Here is a 15,545-nt window from a genome sequence, read left to right on the forward strand (position 1 = left end):
GGTACGCACAGTGAAGTGATCGACACATGGTGTGATGTGGTCCACGGTGTTGCCAGGCGTGCAACGGAAAGGAACGAGCGCTCATGCGCGAGATCCTCGGAAGGCGACGCAGGCTCCTGTCCAGGCGGAACGACGGGAGGCCTGAGGTGATCAGCGCGGCCCTGACCTTCGCGACGGAATGGAAGTGGCCGGTACTCCCGGGCGTCACGGCGGACCCGCAGGGACGGGCCCGCTGCGGCTGCCCCGACCCCGAGTGCACGGTGCCCGGAGCGCACCCCTTCGACCCCGGCCTGCTCGCGGCCACCACCGACGAGCGCATGGTGCGCTGGTGGTGGACCAACCGGCCCACGGCGCCGATCATCCTCGCCACCGGCGGCCGGGCCCCCTGCGCGGTCAGCCTCCCCGCCCCCGCAGCGGCCCGTGCCCTCGACGCGCTGGACCACAAGGGAATGCGCCTCGGCCCGGTCCTCGCCTCCCGCACGCGCTGGGCGCTGCTCGTCCGGCCGTACTCCATGGAGCAGTTGGGCGAACTGCTCTACGCCAAGGACTTCGTCCCCGGCTCCCTGCGCTTTCACAGCGAGGGCGGCTATCTCGCGCTGCCCCCGTCCGAGACCGGCCAGGGTCAGATTCGCTGGGAGCGGGCTCCGCTGCCCGGCTCGGCCGCTCCCTGGGTGCCCGACGTGGAGGCCGTGGTGGACGCGGTGGTCGAGGCTCTCACTCGTACGGGTGTGAGCGCGCCCGAGTTCTAGGGGTGTCGGGCGCGCGCGGAACCGGGCGCGCCAGCCGGCTCGTTATCGTCCCTTCATGAATGTCCGCCTGCTCGCCCTCGCGGGCGTCGTGGCGTGCGCGGTCGCGCTGCCACTGGCCGTGGCGTCCGCGGGCCCCGTGGGCGAACCGGACCCCGTGACCGTACGACTGTCCCCGCGCGGCGACGCCAAAGGTTCCGGCGCCGCGGGTTCCCGCGGCGGCGCCCTGGCTTCCCGCGACGCCGCCGCCGTCGGCGAAGGCGCGGCGGCGCCCGCCGACCGGCCCGCGCCGAGGCGCTCCCCGTTCCTGCTCGGCCTGGGCCTGGCGACCGCCGCCCGCTGCGGCCCCGAACTCACCTCCCCCGACGGCATCGAGGCGCAGACCTGTGTCCTGACACAGGGCGGGCAGACCTGGGCGCGCACCTACTACCGCAATGCGACCGGCGACGTCCTGGATGCCGTACTGAGCCTGATGGGACCGGGTGGCCGCACGGTGCAGATGCGGTGCGCGGTGGGCGCGGAGGACGAGCCGGCCAGCTGCGAGACGCCCCGCGAGCGGACGCAGGGGGACCCCGGGGACTACTCGGCGGTCGCGGAGTACGCGGCGCGTGGCGGACGGGGTTCGCTGCTGCTGCGCTCGGGCAGCAACTTCGGTGCGCCTACGGGCAGTTGACGCGTGGCGGCGTTCCGTGAACGACGTCACACATGGAAGGACCCGGTTGCTGGCGACGGGGGATGCACCAGCAACCGGGCTACTGGAACGGTAACAAGAGATCGGCTGTTCGCAAATTCGATCTCCGGTTTTCCTCGGCAATCCGGACACCGACTGGCCTGTTAGGAACGGGAGTTGTGGGCCGATGCACCGTTTCGCCGGGTGGTTCGGCTGACCGACCGGTCAGCCGAACCCTGTGACGTCGCTGTGCGTCAGCTGAGAGTGACCTGTCGGTTGGTCAGGCCGCCGCGCGCGCGGCGCTCGTCCGCCGTGAGCGGCGCGTCCGTGGCCAGGGCGGCGGCGAGACGCTCGGCGAACTCGACCGCCGGCTTCTCGATGGCCTCGGCGGTGACACCGCTCGGCAGGTCCCAGACCGGGACGGTGAGACCGTGCGCCCGGAAGGAGCCGACGAGCCGGGTGCCCTCTCCGAGGTTCGACCGGCCGGCCGCGTGCAGTCGCGCGAGGGCGTCCAGAAGTTGCTCCTCCGGGTGCGGCATGACCCAGCGCAGGTGGTTCTTCTCCGGGGTCTCGCACCAGTAGGCGGCGTCGACGCCCTGGAGCTTCACTGTCGGGATGGCGGCGGCGTTGGCCCGCTCCAGGGAGGCGGTCACCTCCGGCGTGGCGTTCTCCGGGTCCGGGACCCAGAACTCGAAGCCCGGGTGCACGACCGGCTCGAAGGCGCCCTTCGGGTCGAGCAGGTCCTGCAGTCGCGGGCCCTCGGCCGGGGCGCGGCGGCCCTGTACCGGCGTGCCCGGCTTGGCCTCCAGGGCGCGCTGCAGGGTGTCGGCGAGGTCACGGCTGATGTCACCGGACGCCGTGTCGTTCTGCAGGCCGAGCAGGACCGAGCCGTCGTCGCGGCGCAGGGCGGGCCAGGCCATCGGCAGAACGGTGGCCAGCGTGACCGACGGGACGCCCTCGGGGAGGCCGCTCTTCAGGGTCAGCTCGGCCGTGGCCGCCGGGACCAGCTCGCGCAGGGCCACCCAGTCGCACTCGCCGGGCAGGCCCTCGAACGGGCGGTGCACCAGCTCGGTCGAGGCCTGTGCGGCGGCCCGGCCGTGGCAGGCCTTGTACCGGCGTCCGCTGCCGCAGGGACAGGGCTCACGGGCGCCGACGACCGGGATCTCTCCGTCCGTGAGCTGCGGGCGCGCGGCCTTCGTCTGGGGTCGCTTCTTGGCCATGGTGGGTGTCTCCCGGTTACGGCTCGTCTCGTACTGGCGGGAGCCTAGCCGTTCGTACGCGGGGTGACGGGAACCTGTGGATGAGGGGGGCGTTGTGGACAACGGTAGCTGTCGGCGGGTGCCCGGTGCGAGGTGCGGCCCGGGTCGCCCCCCGTCGGCGGAGCGTTCAGTCCAGGTCGTCGAACGCGTCCGCGAAGTCCAGGTCCGGGATGGCCGTGACCGACGGGGCCGTGACACGCGTAGCGAAGTCGTCGCGTCGGTGCGCCGCGTCGGGATCGTGTACGTCGTCGTGGACCACGACCCACACCGTGACCTCGCCCCGGGTGTCGTCCCGGACGCCCCAGTCGTCGGCCAGTGCCGTGATGATGTTCAGCCCGCGGCCCCCGTGTGCGGTGACCGAAGGGGTCGCCGGGGCCGGCCGCGTCGGTCCGCCGCCGTCCGTCACCTCGACGACCAGCCGGCCGCCCGGGTCCACGCGCCATGCGGCCCGGACGTCGCCGTCACCGGCCAAGGCGTCGCCCAGTGGTCGGCCGTGTTTGCACGCATTGCTCAAAAGTTCGGAAAGGATCAGTACGGCATCGTCGATGACCGATTCCGCAACGCCACCCCTGCGCAACTGATCGCGCATCCGGTGTCTTGCTTCCCCCACGCCCGCAGGGCCATGGGGTACGGCCATGCTCGACGACGTGGGCACCTCCTGTGCCACCACCAACGCCACCCCCGAGACCTCCTTCGCCCCACGCCACGGTGTGGATGCCCCAATGGCCTGTACCGGAAACCGGCCAATCCACGTCCGGTGACGCATTCGCAACGATCGAACACGGACCGAACGCGCCGGTGCACTCCCCGTGATGAGCCGGTCGGTGTGTGGCTGGATTTCGACGGTGTGGCCGAGACGGGAGAATGGTGCAGGTGAACGATCGGGTCAAGGTTGGTTTCATGGGTCAGCGACCCAGCCGCCCCAGTACCGCGCGGGGGCGGTTGGTGATGATGGCGTCAACGCCCAGGCCGACGCAGAGATCCACGTCCCCAGGCTCGTTCACGGTCCACACGTGCACCTCGTGACCGGCCCGCTTCAGGCGCTCGATGTACGTCGGGTGATTGCGCACGATCCGGATCGAGGGGCCCGCGATCCGGACACCCGCGGGGAGCCGTCCGTCGCGCAGCCGGGGTGAGACGAACTGCATCAGATAGACCGTCGGCAGCGTCGGCGAGGCCGCCCGGACGCGGTGCAGCGAACGCGCCGAGAAGCTCATGACCCGTACCTGCGACTTCTCGGGGGCTGCCGGGGCGTCGAGCCCGAACCGCTTCAGGAGCAGCAGCAGCCGCTCCTCGACCTGCCCCGCCCAGCGCGTGGGATGTTTCGTCTCGATGGCCAGCTCCACCCGCCGTCCGGCGTCGGCGACCAGCTCCAACAGCCGCTCCAGGGTGAGGACGGAGGTCTCGGCCGGGTCCTCCGGACGGTGCTCCCAGTCGGGCTCCTCGTCCCGGTGGCGCGGGGAGCCGCGGTGCTTCCAGGAACCGAAGTCCAGGGCGGCGAGGTCGGCGAGCTCCAGCGCGGAGACCGCACCGCGACCGTTGGACGTACGGTCGACGCGGCGGTCGTGGACGCAGACGAGATGGCCGTCCGCGGTCAGGCGGACATCGCACTCGAGGGCGTCCGCCCCGTCCTCGATCGCCTTCTTGTACGCGGCCAGGGTGTGCTCGGGGGCGTCCTCGGAGGCACCACGGTGGGCGACGACCTGGATCCGGTGCTGTCGTACGTGGGTCACCGCGTCATGGTGCCACCGGGAAGGGGTGGCCGTCGGCTCGGAGGCGTCCCCGTGGCGGCGGGAAGGCATCCCTTTAGTCGGAGAGGTCCTATATAAAGGAGAATCGGACACCCACAGCAACCGCTTATGGTGCCCTGACAGCCTGTGGGAAAAGCTGACGGCATACAAAAGCACAAGCGAGCACATGCACAGCTGCATCGCCAGAACAACAGCCGTGGACCGAGGAGAAAAGCTGTGAGCACCGAGAACGAGGGCACTGCGGTACCCCCGGCCCCGTCTGCACCCCCCGTGCCGGTGGACACTCCCGCAGCCTCCCCCCAGCCGGCCCCGCCCGCCGCCGACGCGCCGACGACCCCGATCCCGGCCGCGCCGCCGGCACCTGGGGCCCCGGCTCCCGGAGCCCCGGCCCAAGGGGCGCCCGCATACGCGTCGGCGACCCCCGAGGGCGGCTCCTCGAACCCGCACCCCGGACCCGCGGCCTCCGGCTCGGCACCCGAGGGCGGCTGGCCGCCCCCGCCGCCGCCCACCCCGGCGTACGCCGCCGGCAGCGGCGGGGCGGGCGACGGCTCCGGCTGGGGATCCTCGTACCAGCAGCCCGCGCCGAAGCCCGGCCGCCGGCGCGGCGGTCTGCTCGCCGCGGTCCTGGTGGCCGCGCTGGTCGCGGGCGGTCTGGGCGGCGGACTCGGCTACACGCTCGCCAAGAACGAGGACGACACCAGCTCCACCACCGTCTCCGCGTCCGACAGCGGCGGCGACCTCAAGCGGGACGCCGGTACGGTCGCGGCCGTGACCGCGAAGGCGCTGCCGAGCACGGTCACCATAGAAGCCGAGAGCAGCAGCGGCGAGGGCGGCACGGGCACCGGCTTCGTCTTCGACACCGAGGGCCACATCGTCACCAACAACCACGTGGTGGCGGACGCGGTCGACGGCGGCAAGCTCACCGCCACCTTCCCGAACGGCAAGAAGTACGACGCCCAGGTCGTCGGCAACGCACAGGGCTACGACGTGGCGGTCATCAAGCTCGAGGACGCCCCCTCGGGCCTCAAGCCGCTCACCCTGGGCGACTCCGACAAGGTGGCCGTCGGCGACTCGACGATCGCCATCGGCGCCCCCTTCGGCCTGTCCAACACGGTGACCACGGGCATCATCAGCGCCAAGAACCGCCCGGTGGCCTCCAGCGACGGCACCGGCAGCCAGGCGTCGTACATGAGCGCGCTGCAGACCGACGCCTCGATCAACCCCGGCAACTCCGGCGGCCCGCTGCTGGACGCGCAGGGCAATGTCATCGGCATCAACTCCGCGATCCAGTCCAGCAGCAACGGCGGGTTCGGCACCGGCCAGTCCGGCTCCATAGGCCTGGGCTTCGCCATCCCCATCAACCAGGCCAAATACGTCGCCCAGGAGCTGATCAAGAACGGCAAGCCGGTGTACGCGAAGATCGGCGCGTCCGTCTCCCTGGAGGACTCGGGCAACGGCGCGAAGATCACCGACACGGGCGCCGGCGGCTCCGACCCCGTCGAGGCGGGCGGCCCCGCGGACGAGGCGGGCCTGCGGCCCGGCGACGTCATCACCAAGCTCGACGACACGGTGATCGACAGCGGCCCCACCCTGATCGGCGAGATCTGGACGCACAAGCCCGGCGACAAGGTCACGATCACCTACGAGCGCGACGGCAGGACCAACACCGTCGAACTCACCCTGGGCTCCCGAGTCGGCGACAACTGACCCACACGGCGCGCGTGCCAACCGGTTACTCTTGTCCCGCGCCGCCCGTGATCGGCGGCGCCGGGTGGGTTGCCCGAGCGGCCTAAGGGAACGGTCTTGAAAACCGTCGTGGCAGCGATGTCACCGTGGGTTCAAATCCCACCGCCTCCGCGCAGGTCATAGACAGTGCAGGTCAGAAGGGGTGTCCCTCCGGGAGGGGCACCCCTTCTGCATGGGGTCTGTCTCACCTTGATCCGGCGGTGTCGCGTTGTTGATCAGTGCGTGTGGACCAGGCGTGGACCAGATACAGGTCCGGTACTTCCACGCGATGACCGCCCATGTCCGCCGTGGTCGGCTCACCGTTGTCACACGGACCGGATCGGCCGCCATCAGCGGCTCGATCCGGTTCTGCATGGCATCAGTGATCAACAACCGGACAGGTACATCCGATCAACTGACCAGCCATCAAGCTGTGAACTCAGTGCCAATCGGGCCACTTGTCGTCGTCGCCGTGCTCGTCGTCGCCGTGCTCGTGGTGGCCGTGCTCATCCTGCTTCTTGTCGTCGTGGCCGTGCTCGTCGTGGCCGTGCTCGTGGTGGCCGTGCTCATCCTGCTTCTTGTCGTCGTGGCCGTGCTCGTCGTGGCCGTGCTCGTGGTGGCCGTGATCGCCGGGCTTGGTGGGGGTGCCGGTGGGGGTGGGGGTGCCGGTGGGGGTGGGGGTGCCGGTGGGGGTGGGGGTGCCGGTGGGGGTGGGGGTGCCGGTGGGGGTGGGGGTGCCAGTGGGGGTGGGGGTGCCAGTGGGGGTGGGGGTGCCGGTGGGGGTGGGGGTGCCGGTGGGAGTGGGGGTGCCGGTGGGGGTGGGGGTGCCGGTGGGAGTGGGGGTGCCAGTGGGGGTGGGGGTGCCAGTGGGGGTGGGGGTGCCGGTGGGAGTGGGGGTGCCGGTGGGAGTGGTCCCGCACTCACCCTGGAAGATCGTGTTGGAGTCCAGCGTCACAGCGCCGTTGCGGGCCAGCAGCCGGCCGTTGACCGTCGTATTCGTGGTGGCGCTGATCGAGGTCAAGGCCAGGACGTTGCCCACGAACGTGGAGCCGGTACCGAGAGTGGCCGAACTGCCGATCTGCCAGTACACATTGCATGGGTTGGCGCCATTGGTGAAAAGTACCCGGCTGGCGGATGCCGTCGTCAGCGTCGAACCGACCTGGAACACCCAGACGGCATTGGGGTCGCCCTGGCCGTTCAGGGTGAGGGTGCCGGTGATCTGGGCGCTGACGGGCACCTTGTAGACGCCCGGAGTCAGCGTCTGGCCACCGAGCTCGACGGGATCTCCGGTGTACGTGACGTCCGCTGCCTGCCCGGCGGCCTGGTTGTACGCCGTGGTCAGATCGTTCTGAGCCTGGGCAGCGACGGCGTCACCAGCGTGGATGGTGCCGGGCGGCAGAACTGCGCCCGGAGGGAACCCCACGACCGCGTTACCCGGACTCACCCCGACGCTGCGCTCGACCGTCGTGGGGCCGGTGTTGGTGACCGTCGAACCAGCCAGTACTCCGAAATCTGCTGCCGTACCCAGAGGTACAGCTGTGGCAATGGCACTTGCGCGTGTCGGTGACATCGCAAGTACGGCAGCGGCGATCACTGCGGTTACTACCGCTGCGATCCAAAGCGACAGGGTGCGCCGTGGTGCACACCCAGGGATATTCAGCGTCATCGGGGGCCAACTCCTGTGAGTGGTGGTGCCTGATCGGCGGTCTGACGACGGCATATTATTCGAGGAAGGGATCGATATACGGTTGATTCGAGAGCCTTCGCTAGAATTGACCAACCAATCAAACCGATGCATAAAAATGCTTAATGGCCCGGATGGTGCCAACTGGTTTACTCCGAACGGACGGGCCGTGACGGGGAGAAGCTGCTTCACGATCTCGGAATTCGTGAAGAGGGCCCAGCAGTTGCCCGTACTTGCCTGGTGGGTGATTGGGTGATCGCGGATCGGAGAGCGGCTGATGAAACCGTCGGAACAGGTCCGAGCCGCCAACGCGGTAATGCTGCTTGTGGGTCGGAGCACTCTTACGTGCGAGTCACGGAAAGGGCGGCTCCGGCGTCTAGACGGCGTAGTCGTTGTGGCAGCCGTCGGCGCGGCATCACGTAAGACTCCAGCACCGCCCGCACATAGGGCCCGCAAGACTGGAAGGCGGGGAGGGCTGCCCAGCCCCCGATGACGGCGACCCAGGCGAAGATCGCGCTGCAGAGCCACCTGTTCGGCGGGTCGTTCAGTCATCCAACCAGCCTTGGACCGCCGTGCAGATCCCCCGGTCGCCGATTCATGGCACGCCCTCGAACCACACGGGCAGTGCATCCCGGCCAATGGGCGGTCCCGAGCGCCAATAGGCGGGAGGAGTCAGCTGCGGTACAGCACGTTCATTACTGTGGTGCCCCCGGCGAAGTCGAGGGCACCGACTGTCAATCCTGGTTCAGAAGCATGATGGTGGGGTTGCCCAGAACGTTAGCGTTGTTCAGGACGCTAGCGTTGTCTGCTTTGACGGGGATGAGGCCGAGGAGTTTATCGTCGGCGCTTGCCGGAGAGCCGAGGGCGGCGACAAGAGCCGCCGATCCGATCAGCACGCTAGCGATTCGACGCATTTTTCTGTCTCCTTGACGTGGTTGGACGCCGACTGACTTCGGCGAAGGCTTGGCAGTCTCATACTTCGCCAGTCGGGGCCGATTTCTGTGATTATCACCCGAATGCTACGAGTGACATCGTGCGGCCCCAGACGACCGAAAGGAAGAGAGATCCCGTGCCCGACCCGCCTGGTAGACCGCTACGAAGCTCGGCAAGCCTCGCAGTAACCCCTCGAAGAAGAAACTGAACGAGAGCGATCCTGAGCCTGCAACGGAGCGATGGGCACGGTGGAACTGGTCGTCAGCGAGTTGGTAACCAACGCCTACAAGTACGCCCCTGGACCGTGCCTGCTGGACCTGGAGATCAGCGACGGGGCCGTGGAGATCAGCGTGTGGGACACCGATCCGACCCTGCCGGCCGCTTGTGCGGCTGATCCGGGCCGGGGCGGGCAGCACGGGCTAGAGATCGTGATGGCCGTTTGCCGCAGCTTCGAGATCCGGCGCGAGTCCGTGGGTAAGCGCGTCAAGGCCGCCATCGTGTTGGCCGACGACCCAGGCGGGCATCCAGCAGGCCGACTGATGTGAACCGCCGATGCGGGGGTTTCCAGACCGGGGCGACTGCTGGAACCTCACGGCGGGAATGACGAAGGCGCCACCCCTCCAACATTGGTGGGGTGGCGCCTGTCGTCAGCCGGACCGCCTGGCCTACTCGCTGTCGGCGGAGTCCAAAGCCCGCTCGATCTGTTGGTTCGCGCGCTGCTGGTTGCGGTGGATGGCCTTGGCGTAAAAGCGGAACAGGACCGCGATGCTGTGGCCCGCCCGGCGCGCGACTTCCGCCGGAGAAACCCCGGACTCAAGCCAGAGCGAGACGCCCGCGTGACGCAGGGAGTACGGCACGTCAGCCAGGGGGGAAGCCGCTTCAGCTTCGGTCAGCACTGCGAGGCGAGCCGCTTTCCAAGCCTCCCCGTACTCCTTGGAAAGCAGGCCGCCGCCCTGGGCCGCGCGGAACAGCCGGCCGTCTTCAGCGGTACCGAACTCCTTGATGTGCTCGCGGACCAGGCGCACGAGGACGGGGGGAATCGGTACAGGCCGAGTCGCCTTGCGGGCTCGCTTCTTGAGACCGCGCGTATCGAACGACTCGCCCGTGTCGGTCCACCCGGAGCCGACGCGCGGCGTGCTCGTGGACAGCAGCACTTCGCCCCAGCCCTCTTCGGGCAAGGTGAAGTCTTCTTCCCGGAGATTGGCCGCCTCCCCAGGACGGTTGGCCGCGTAGTAGAGGCAGCCGAAGAACGCCATCAGGTTGCGTCCGCGTGCCCCTTGTTCGCCTACAGCGTCGATCAGCGCCTTTGCCAGCTTCGGGCCGGGTACGAACCGGAAGTCGATCTCGTCGTCAGTTTCGGGCGGGGTCCAGTCGACCTTGTCGAGGGGCAGGGTCGTCAGCAGCTCCCGTTCGACCGCGTACCGCAGGCAGTTGCTGAAGACCGTTCGTTTGCGATTCACCGTGTTCTCGGCAGCAGCCGTGCCGTCTTGCTTCAGCTTCAGAGCGTCGAGCGCCGTACGCACCACCGAGGGCGTGTTGAGCGCGGTGATGTCGACGGACTTTCGGCTGATCCAGTCCAGCGCCGCCACGATGTCGGCGGGAGGTTCCTCGTCGTCGATACGGGGCTTCAGCGTCCCGTCGTCGCCGAGGACAAAGCGGTAGACCCACGAGTAGAGGGCGATGCGGAGCACCTTGGGAGCAGGGGCCCCGCGGTCGTCCTTGACCAGCTTCGGCGTGATGGTGGCCAGCGTGTCAGCGATGCTCGCGCGGTGCTTGGCCGAAGCGCCGGGCCACTTCATCTCCGCATAGGCGCGCGTGTGGGCGTACCAGGTGGTGGAGTTGAGCGCTTGCATTTCCGAGGCAGGCAGGCCGGTTTCCGTGTCGAACGGCTCGCGGTTACGCAGAGCGGCCAGCAGCTCCGAGCGCCGACCGTCGGCCTGAGCCTTGATCTTGTAGCTCTTGGAGAAGGGCCGGGGGCCGACCCGCCAGCGGAGCTGATAGGCCGCCACACGGTTGGGCCGCTTGCGGATGCCCCAGATCTGTACGTCGTAGGTCAGCACGCTTCCCGCACCTCGCAGGACTCGAACCAGGCGTCGAGGTCGGCGCGGCGTATGCGGATCTGACCGTTGGGGAGCTTCAGGTGCCTGGGAGCCTGGCCCCGAGCGCGCATCCGGTAGAAGGCGGCGCGGGACACCCCGATCTCGTCCAGCACCTCCCCCAGCTTCAGCGTCTGCCTGTCGGCCTTGGTCGGAGCGGTCACAGCCAGGGCTCTCCTTCGTACTTGGTGCGTTCGGCTTGGGCTATGTCGTGTCGGACCTGGGCGGCGAGGAGTTCTTCGCCGGGGCGGTAGCCGCTGCTGAGGTAGGTCCACGAGGAGGCGGTGACGAGGGTGGTCTCGCCGGTGGCGGGGAGGCCGGCGCGGGCGCGGGCGGCTTCAGCCTGGGCGAGGCGCCAGGCACGGCGTACGTCGCGGAGTGCGCCGAGGGCGGTGGAGTAGGCGCGGGACTTGGTGGAGAAGTGGCCGCGGAAGCCGAGCATGTGGGCCCACTTCCAGAGCTTGAGGTGGGCGAACTCCGGCAGGTGGCCGAGGTCCCATGCGGTGCGGATCATCTGCCGTACGTGCTGCTGGATGGGCAGGGCCTTGATGGGTTCGGCCTGTCCGGTGCCGTCGCAGTCGGCGCACCGGTCGTGGAAGCCGTCGGGGCCGCGTACGTAGCCGCGTCCGGAGCAGGGGCGGCACATCAGGGTGCGGTCTACGGTGCCTGCGCCTTCGGCGTTCTTCGTGGCGTACTTGGCGACGTATCCGGCGACCTTGGCGTCTGTGTACTCGGCAACCCTGGCGTCGGTGAGTTCGCCGTCGCCCAGGGCGGTGATGGGGTCCACCTTGAACCGGCGGCCCCAGGCGATGACGCGTTCGCCGATGGCGTCGGACTCGATGGTGAGCCGGGCACGCTTGACGGCCAGGCCCACGGCGGCGCTCAGGGCGTCGAAGGTGGCCCAGGGCGGGGGCGGGGTGGTGTGGCCGTCGGGTCCGTCGAAGCGGATCACGGCGTGGAAGTGGACCAGGCCGCGCTTTTGGTACTCGGCGACCTTGGCGAAGGAGATGCGCAGGGCGGCGTTCAGCGCCTTCTGCGTCATGCCGAGGTGTTCGGCCAGGGCACGGCGGAGGTAGGTGGTGAAGCGCGCCCACAGCTGACCGGCGTGCGCGTTCCACAGCACGGCGCCCGTGTAGTCGTAGGTGGCCGGGTCGAGCGGGGTGCCGAGTTCGGGGGCGTCCTCGCCGTGGGATTCACCGCAGGCGCAGGGGCGGGGCTTTCCTGCGTCGGTGGTGGGGCGGTTGTGGACGGGGCCGAAGGAAGGGGCGGTGAGGGTGACGAAGGCGCGGGGGTGGTCGCGGACCGCTTCGGCGACGTTCTTGCCGCCGGACAGTCCCGCCTTGATGAGGTGGTAGGTGTCGGCGGCGTAGACGCGGGAGCAGGCGGGGCAGCGGGAGAAGCGGCGGTTGCCGCAGGTGGTCAGCAGGCGTCCGGAGGGTTCGTCTTCGGAGCGGTAGGAGCGGACCACTTCCTTGGTGGCCGGGTCGGTGGTGACCGTCCAGCCGTGGAGGTTGACGGGACTGGTGCAGCCGCGCAGGTTGCGGACCTGTTCGGTGACGCGGTCGAAGTCGTGGGTGTTGGCCAGTTCGATCAGGTCCCGCAGGCTGGGGCTGAGCACGTGCCGTAGGTCGAGGGGGCGGCGCATGGGTGGCGGGGTCTCCCTTCTGGCGCGAGGGTGGGACCTGCGGGCAGCAGCGATTCAGTGCGCTCGGGCTGCTGCCCGCAGGGCATGACGGGTCGGTCCCAGGGGCGGGCGAGGGCGGGAGGTGCCGGAAAGGCCGGCGGAGGGTGCGGCCCTACAGGGCGGCGTGGAGCGCGGTGGCCATGGGCAGGCCGATGCCGAGCCGCCTCTTGAGCTGGGCCGCAGTGATGGGTTCGCCGTGCTCGGCGTGGTGCGATGCGGCGATGGAGCGAGCTTCGGCGAGCAGCGGCTCAGGCACCTTGACCGCAGGCGCGGGAGCGACGGGGGCCGGGGCGGTGACCGAAGCGACTGGGGCCGGGTCGGAAACCGTGCTGAGTGTGGCCGGAGCGGGCGTCGAGACGGGTTCCGGATCGGCGGAGGCCGGGGCTGGGTGCTCGGCCGGTTCGGTAGCCGTGGCCACAGCCGGGGCGGTGGCGCTGATGGTGACCGCGTGGAAGGAGCGGAGGAGCTGGGGGCCGACCGCTCCCCATCCGAGGAGGAGCAGGGGAGCCACAGCGTCGACAGCGGCGCGGCCGTAGTGCCCGGCGGCGATGGGTTCGGCGATGTTGAGGGCCAGGGTCAGCAGGCCGGAGACGTGCATGAGGCGGGTTGCTGCCTTCATCTGCTCGGGCGGGACGCCGCGCAGGGAGAGGTAGCGCAGGGCGACCAGGAGCCCGACCAAGGACAGGTCCACCATCGGGGCGATCAGTGGCGCGATGGGGGCGGGGACGCCCAGGCGCAGGGCTAGGGCCCAGACGTTGCCGAAGGAGAAGACGAAGGCCAGGAGGGCGATGATGCCCATGACCACGGTGACGGTGCGCTGGGTGATCCGGTCCTCAGACATAGGGTGTTCACCTCCTTTCGATGACGCGGGGATCGTTGGCTGTGTCGGCGTCAGGCCGCCAGCGGCGGCGTGGAGTCGTCGTCCAGGTCGTCCTTGGTGAGGTCGATGCCGGGGAGCTGAGCGGCAAGCAGGTCGGCCGGGTCGGCGGTGAGGTGGGCCGTTCGGGCGGCGATGTCGGCGGAGTCTGTCTCGCTGACGTACGGGGTGCGCAGGCGGGTGAAGCCTTTCTGCCCGCTGGTCTTCATTACCGCGACGCCGACGTACGCCGGTTCCTGCAACAGGGTCGGGCTGGCGTCGGGCCACTCGCGGATGTCGTCGCCGAGGGCGGCCACGGCCGCGTCAGCGGTCTTCTGGGCGAAGGACAGGCCGACGGGGCACACGTCGCGGATGAAGGTGGGGATGGCGTCGCCCGTGCTCTTCTGGGTGGCGAGGATGACGAGGATGCCGACGCTGCGGCCCTTCTTGACCAGGTCTTCCACGAGCCGGGCGTTCTCCGCCGTCAGGGCTGCGAGTCGCTTGGTTTCACGGTCGGAGCCCTTGTAGTCGCGGAAGTAGGTGTGCGCTTCATCGATGATCAGCACCACCCACGGCCACTGTGCGGACGGCCCGATGTGCCACATGTCCTTCTTGCCCAGGACCGACTTGATCGCCGAGTGCCGGGCCCTGCGCAGCTGTACGAGGCGCTTGAACAGCGCGTTAGCCTGGTCCAGATCGTCGCCGACGAACGCGAACAACCGGTCGATCAGGTCGGCGTAGTCCCCCTCGTGTGCTTCCGACACCTTGCCGTCCGCGACCGCGATCTGAACGGCGGGTGAGGGCGCGCAATCACAGATGAACCGGTTGACCAGCGAGGTCTTGCCGAAGCCGGGCAGGCCGGCCACGGTCACGCCGGGCACCTCCGCCAGGTCGACACTCACCGCCTGGGCGTACTCGTCCACGCCCAGGTTCCACACGGCGAGCTTCTCCGGGACCTTGCCGGTAGGGGTGTGCGAGGTCTTGGTGATGAGCGGGTCTACGCGCACGCCGCGGATGAGGACCTGACCGGGCTTGTCCTGGGCGACGGACACCCGCGTGCACCGCCAGGCGTCCGCGATATAGGGCGCGGCCTTCTGGAACTCCTCCAGGCCCACCTTCGGCAGGCAGTTGGCCCGCACGACCACGCCGAACGGGTCCGGCGTTACCTTCAGAGTCGGCGTCAGGACCCGGGGCTTGGGCGGCTTGCCGTCCGTGTTCGACAGCGACGCCATGGCAGTGGGCGTCTTGTCCGTCACGGACAGCCCCACCATCGCGGCGAACCGCTTCCAGGTGCGGCGCACTCGTACGGCCTGCCGGATGCTGGCCCGCATCATGGAGTCGGCCAGCAGGTAGCGGACCACCCACACCACGCCCCATATGACGAACACGGCGAGGCCGATCAGCGCGACGAAAGGGGCGAGGCCGAACACCTCCTGCACGGACATCTACTGCTCCTTGGGGTTGTAGAGGAAGGCCGCGAGGGCCGATTCGAGGGCCGCCCAGTCCTCCAGGGCGGCGAAGCGGGGGTAGCCGTAGCCGACGAGCACGGCCGCCACCGAGTTGACGAGGGATTCGGTGAACCGGGGGTCCGGTCCGGCGTGAGCCAGCGGGTAGCTGCGCTCAGCGCCGAACCGGAAAGCGGTGCCGCTCACGCGGCTTCAGCGGCCGGGGCAGAGCCGCCGACCAGGTCCAGGCGGTCGGCGCGGTAGGCGATGCCGTCCGAGAGCTGGCCGTTGAAGATCCGCGCCCACGGGGTGGCGAACAGCTCCACCGGCATCACCGGCAGACCCGGCTTGAGGCCGTTGGGAAGACCGGTCTCCGGAACGGTGATCTTCAGCGCCTCGGCGCGGTCCTCCTCCATGAAGAAGAGGGTGATCGTCATCAGCTTCGCGCCGGTCTCTCGATCCACGGCGAACTGGGTCTTCTCGGCGTCCGCGTACTTCGGCACCGGCAGGGTGCCGACCATGAACGACGCGGTGGGGAGCAGGCCAACACGGATACGGGCCATGGGTGTTACGTCCTTTCGGTAGGTGCTCCGCCGGGTGGCGGGGCGTGATCAATAGAACCTAGCCCAGCTAGCAATGTCAAGCGAACGACGAGTGCTAGGTGGGCGGATATATGGGTGTGCCTTTGTCAGAGGG

Annotated in this window: 15 protein-coding genes, 1 tRNA gene and 2 pseudogenes; 5 read left to right on the top strand and 13 right to left on the bottom strand. The window is 69.4% G+C overall.

Annotated elements, in window-relative coordinates; all coding sequences use genetic code 11:
* Positions 1 to 83: 83 nt before the first annotated feature.
* Together ACFVJQ_RS12035 and ACFVJQ_RS12040 are read left to right on the top strand one after the other, a co-directional pair.
* Positions 84 to 749 carry a bifunctional DNA primase/polymerase gene (locus ACFVJQ_RS12035; protein WP_224737557.1) on the top strand — a complete coding sequence of 222 codons (666 nt, stop codon included), beginning with the start codon at positions 84 to 86 and terminating at the stop codon, positions 747 to 749.
* 55 nt (positions 750 to 804) lie between these two features.
* Positions 805 to 1,419 (top strand): hypothetical protein, encoded by a 615-nt coding sequence (locus ACFVJQ_RS12040; RefSeq protein ID WP_385783025.1) that lies wholly within the window; start codon positions 805 to 807, stop codon positions 1,417 to 1,419.
* A gap of 251 nt (positions 1,420 to 1,670) precedes the next feature.
* Here the strand turns inward: ACFVJQ_RS12040 and ACFVJQ_RS12045 are convergent, their stop codons facing one another.
* The 3 genes from ACFVJQ_RS12045 to ACFVJQ_RS12055 all read right to left on the bottom strand — a co-directional run bounded on the left by ACFVJQ_RS12045 (position 1,671) and on the right by ACFVJQ_RS12055 (position 4,408).
* Entirely contained in the window at positions 1,671 to 2,636 is a 966-nt protein-coding gene (locus ACFVJQ_RS12045; RefSeq protein WP_385510534.1) for a DUF5926 family protein, read from the bottom strand.
* Between the two features lie 166 nt (positions 2,637 to 2,802).
* On the bottom strand, positions 2,803 to 3,441 hold the full coding sequence (locus ACFVJQ_RS12050) for an ATP-binding protein (protein WP_385510535.1): 639 nt from the start codon (positions 3,439 to 3,441) through the stop codon (positions 2,803 to 2,805).
* Between the two features lie 139 nt (positions 3,442 to 3,580).
* Positions 3,581 to 4,408, bottom strand: coding sequence for a glycerophosphodiester phosphodiesterase (locus ACFVJQ_RS12055; protein WP_385783029.1), 828 nt, complete (start codon positions 4,406 to 4,408; stop codon positions 3,581 to 3,583).
* A gap of 234 nt (positions 4,409 to 4,642) precedes the next feature.
* Here ACFVJQ_RS12055 and ACFVJQ_RS12060 point away from each other — a divergent pair, with 234 nt between their 5' ends.
* Positions 4,643 to 6,133 (top strand): S1C family serine protease, encoded by a 1,491-nt coding sequence (locus tag ACFVJQ_RS12060; protein ID WP_385783032.1) that lies wholly within the window; start codon positions 4,643 to 4,645, stop codon positions 6,131 to 6,133.
* 64 nt (positions 6,134 to 6,197) lie between these two features.
* Positions 6,198 to 6,283, top strand: a tRNA-Ser gene (locus ACFVJQ_RS12065).
* 135 nt (positions 6,284 to 6,418) lie between these two features.
* On the opposite strand, the pseudogene ACFVJQ_RS12070 reads toward ACFVJQ_RS12065, so the two are convergent.
* The 3 genes and pseudogenes from ACFVJQ_RS12070 to ACFVJQ_RS12080 form a co-directional block, all read right to left on the bottom strand.
* Positions 6,419 to 6,526, bottom strand: a pseudogene (locus ACFVJQ_RS12070) (IS5/IS1182 family transposase); the annotation flags it as partial.
* Between the two features lie 64 nt (positions 6,527 to 6,590).
* Entirely contained in the window at positions 6,591 to 7,871 is a 1,281-nt protein-coding gene (locus tag ACFVJQ_RS12075) for an ice-binding family protein (RefSeq protein WP_385783344.1), read from the bottom strand.
* Positions 7,872 to 8,569: 698 nt separating this feature from the next.
* On the bottom strand, positions 8,570 to 8,749 hold the full coding sequence (locus ACFVJQ_RS12080; protein ID WP_385783035.1) for a hypothetical protein: 180 nt from the start codon (positions 8,747 to 8,749) through the stop codon (positions 8,570 to 8,572).
* 255 nt (positions 8,750 to 9,004) lie between these two features.
* Here ACFVJQ_RS12080 and ACFVJQ_RS12085 point away from each other — a divergent pair.
* Positions 9,005 to 9,313: pseudogene (locus tag ACFVJQ_RS12085) on the top strand (ATP-binding protein); the annotation flags it as partial.
* Between the two features lie 120 nt (positions 9,314 to 9,433).
* Here the strand turns inward: ACFVJQ_RS12085 and ACFVJQ_RS12090 are convergent.
* The 7 genes from ACFVJQ_RS12090 to ACFVJQ_RS12120 all read right to left on the bottom strand — a co-directional run bounded on the left by ACFVJQ_RS12090 (position 9,434) and on the right by ACFVJQ_RS12120 (position 15,412).
* Complete coding sequence (locus ACFVJQ_RS12090; protein WP_385783038.1) at positions 9,434 to 10,828, bottom strand: tyrosine-type recombinase/integrase; 1,395 nt, start codon at positions 10,826 to 10,828, stop codon at positions 9,434 to 9,436.
* A complete protein-coding gene (locus ACFVJQ_RS12095) occupies positions 10,822 to 11,028 on the bottom strand; it encodes a helix-turn-helix transcriptional regulator (protein WP_385783041.1) in 207 nt (68 codons plus the stop codon). Before ACFVJQ_RS12095 ends, ACFVJQ_RS12090 begins: the two co-directional genes overlap by 7 nt.
* Entirely contained in the window at positions 11,025 to 12,509 is a 1,485-nt protein-coding gene (locus tag ACFVJQ_RS12100; RefSeq protein WP_385783044.1) for a replication initiator, read from the bottom strand. Before ACFVJQ_RS12100 ends, ACFVJQ_RS12095 begins: the two co-directional genes overlap by 4 nt.
* A gap of 151 nt (positions 12,510 to 12,660) precedes the next feature.
* A complete protein-coding gene (locus tag ACFVJQ_RS12105) occupies positions 12,661 to 13,389 on the bottom strand; it encodes a DUF2637 domain-containing protein (protein ID WP_385783047.1) in 729 nt (242 codons plus the stop codon).
* Between the two features lie 50 nt (positions 13,390 to 13,439).
* Complete coding sequence (locus tag ACFVJQ_RS12110) at positions 13,440 to 14,849, bottom strand: cell division protein FtsK (RefSeq protein WP_385783050.1); 1,410 nt, start codon at positions 14,847 to 14,849, stop codon at positions 13,440 to 13,442.
* Entirely contained in the window at positions 14,850 to 15,056 is a 207-nt protein-coding gene (locus ACFVJQ_RS12115; protein WP_385783053.1) for a hypothetical protein, read from the bottom strand.
* Positions 15,053 to 15,412, bottom strand: a complete 360-nt coding sequence (locus ACFVJQ_RS12120) for a hypothetical protein (RefSeq protein WP_385783056.1) — start codon at positions 15,410 to 15,412, stop codon at positions 15,053 to 15,055. Before ACFVJQ_RS12120 ends, ACFVJQ_RS12115 begins: the two co-directional genes overlap by 4 nt.
* Positions 15,413 to 15,545 lie beyond the last annotated feature (133 nt).

It is taken from the genome of Streptomyces sp. NPDC127197, assembly GCF_042672405.1.
Taxonomy (GTDB): domain Bacteria; phylum Actinomycetota; class Actinomycetes; order Streptomycetales; family Streptomycetaceae; genus Streptomyces; species Streptomyces flavusporus.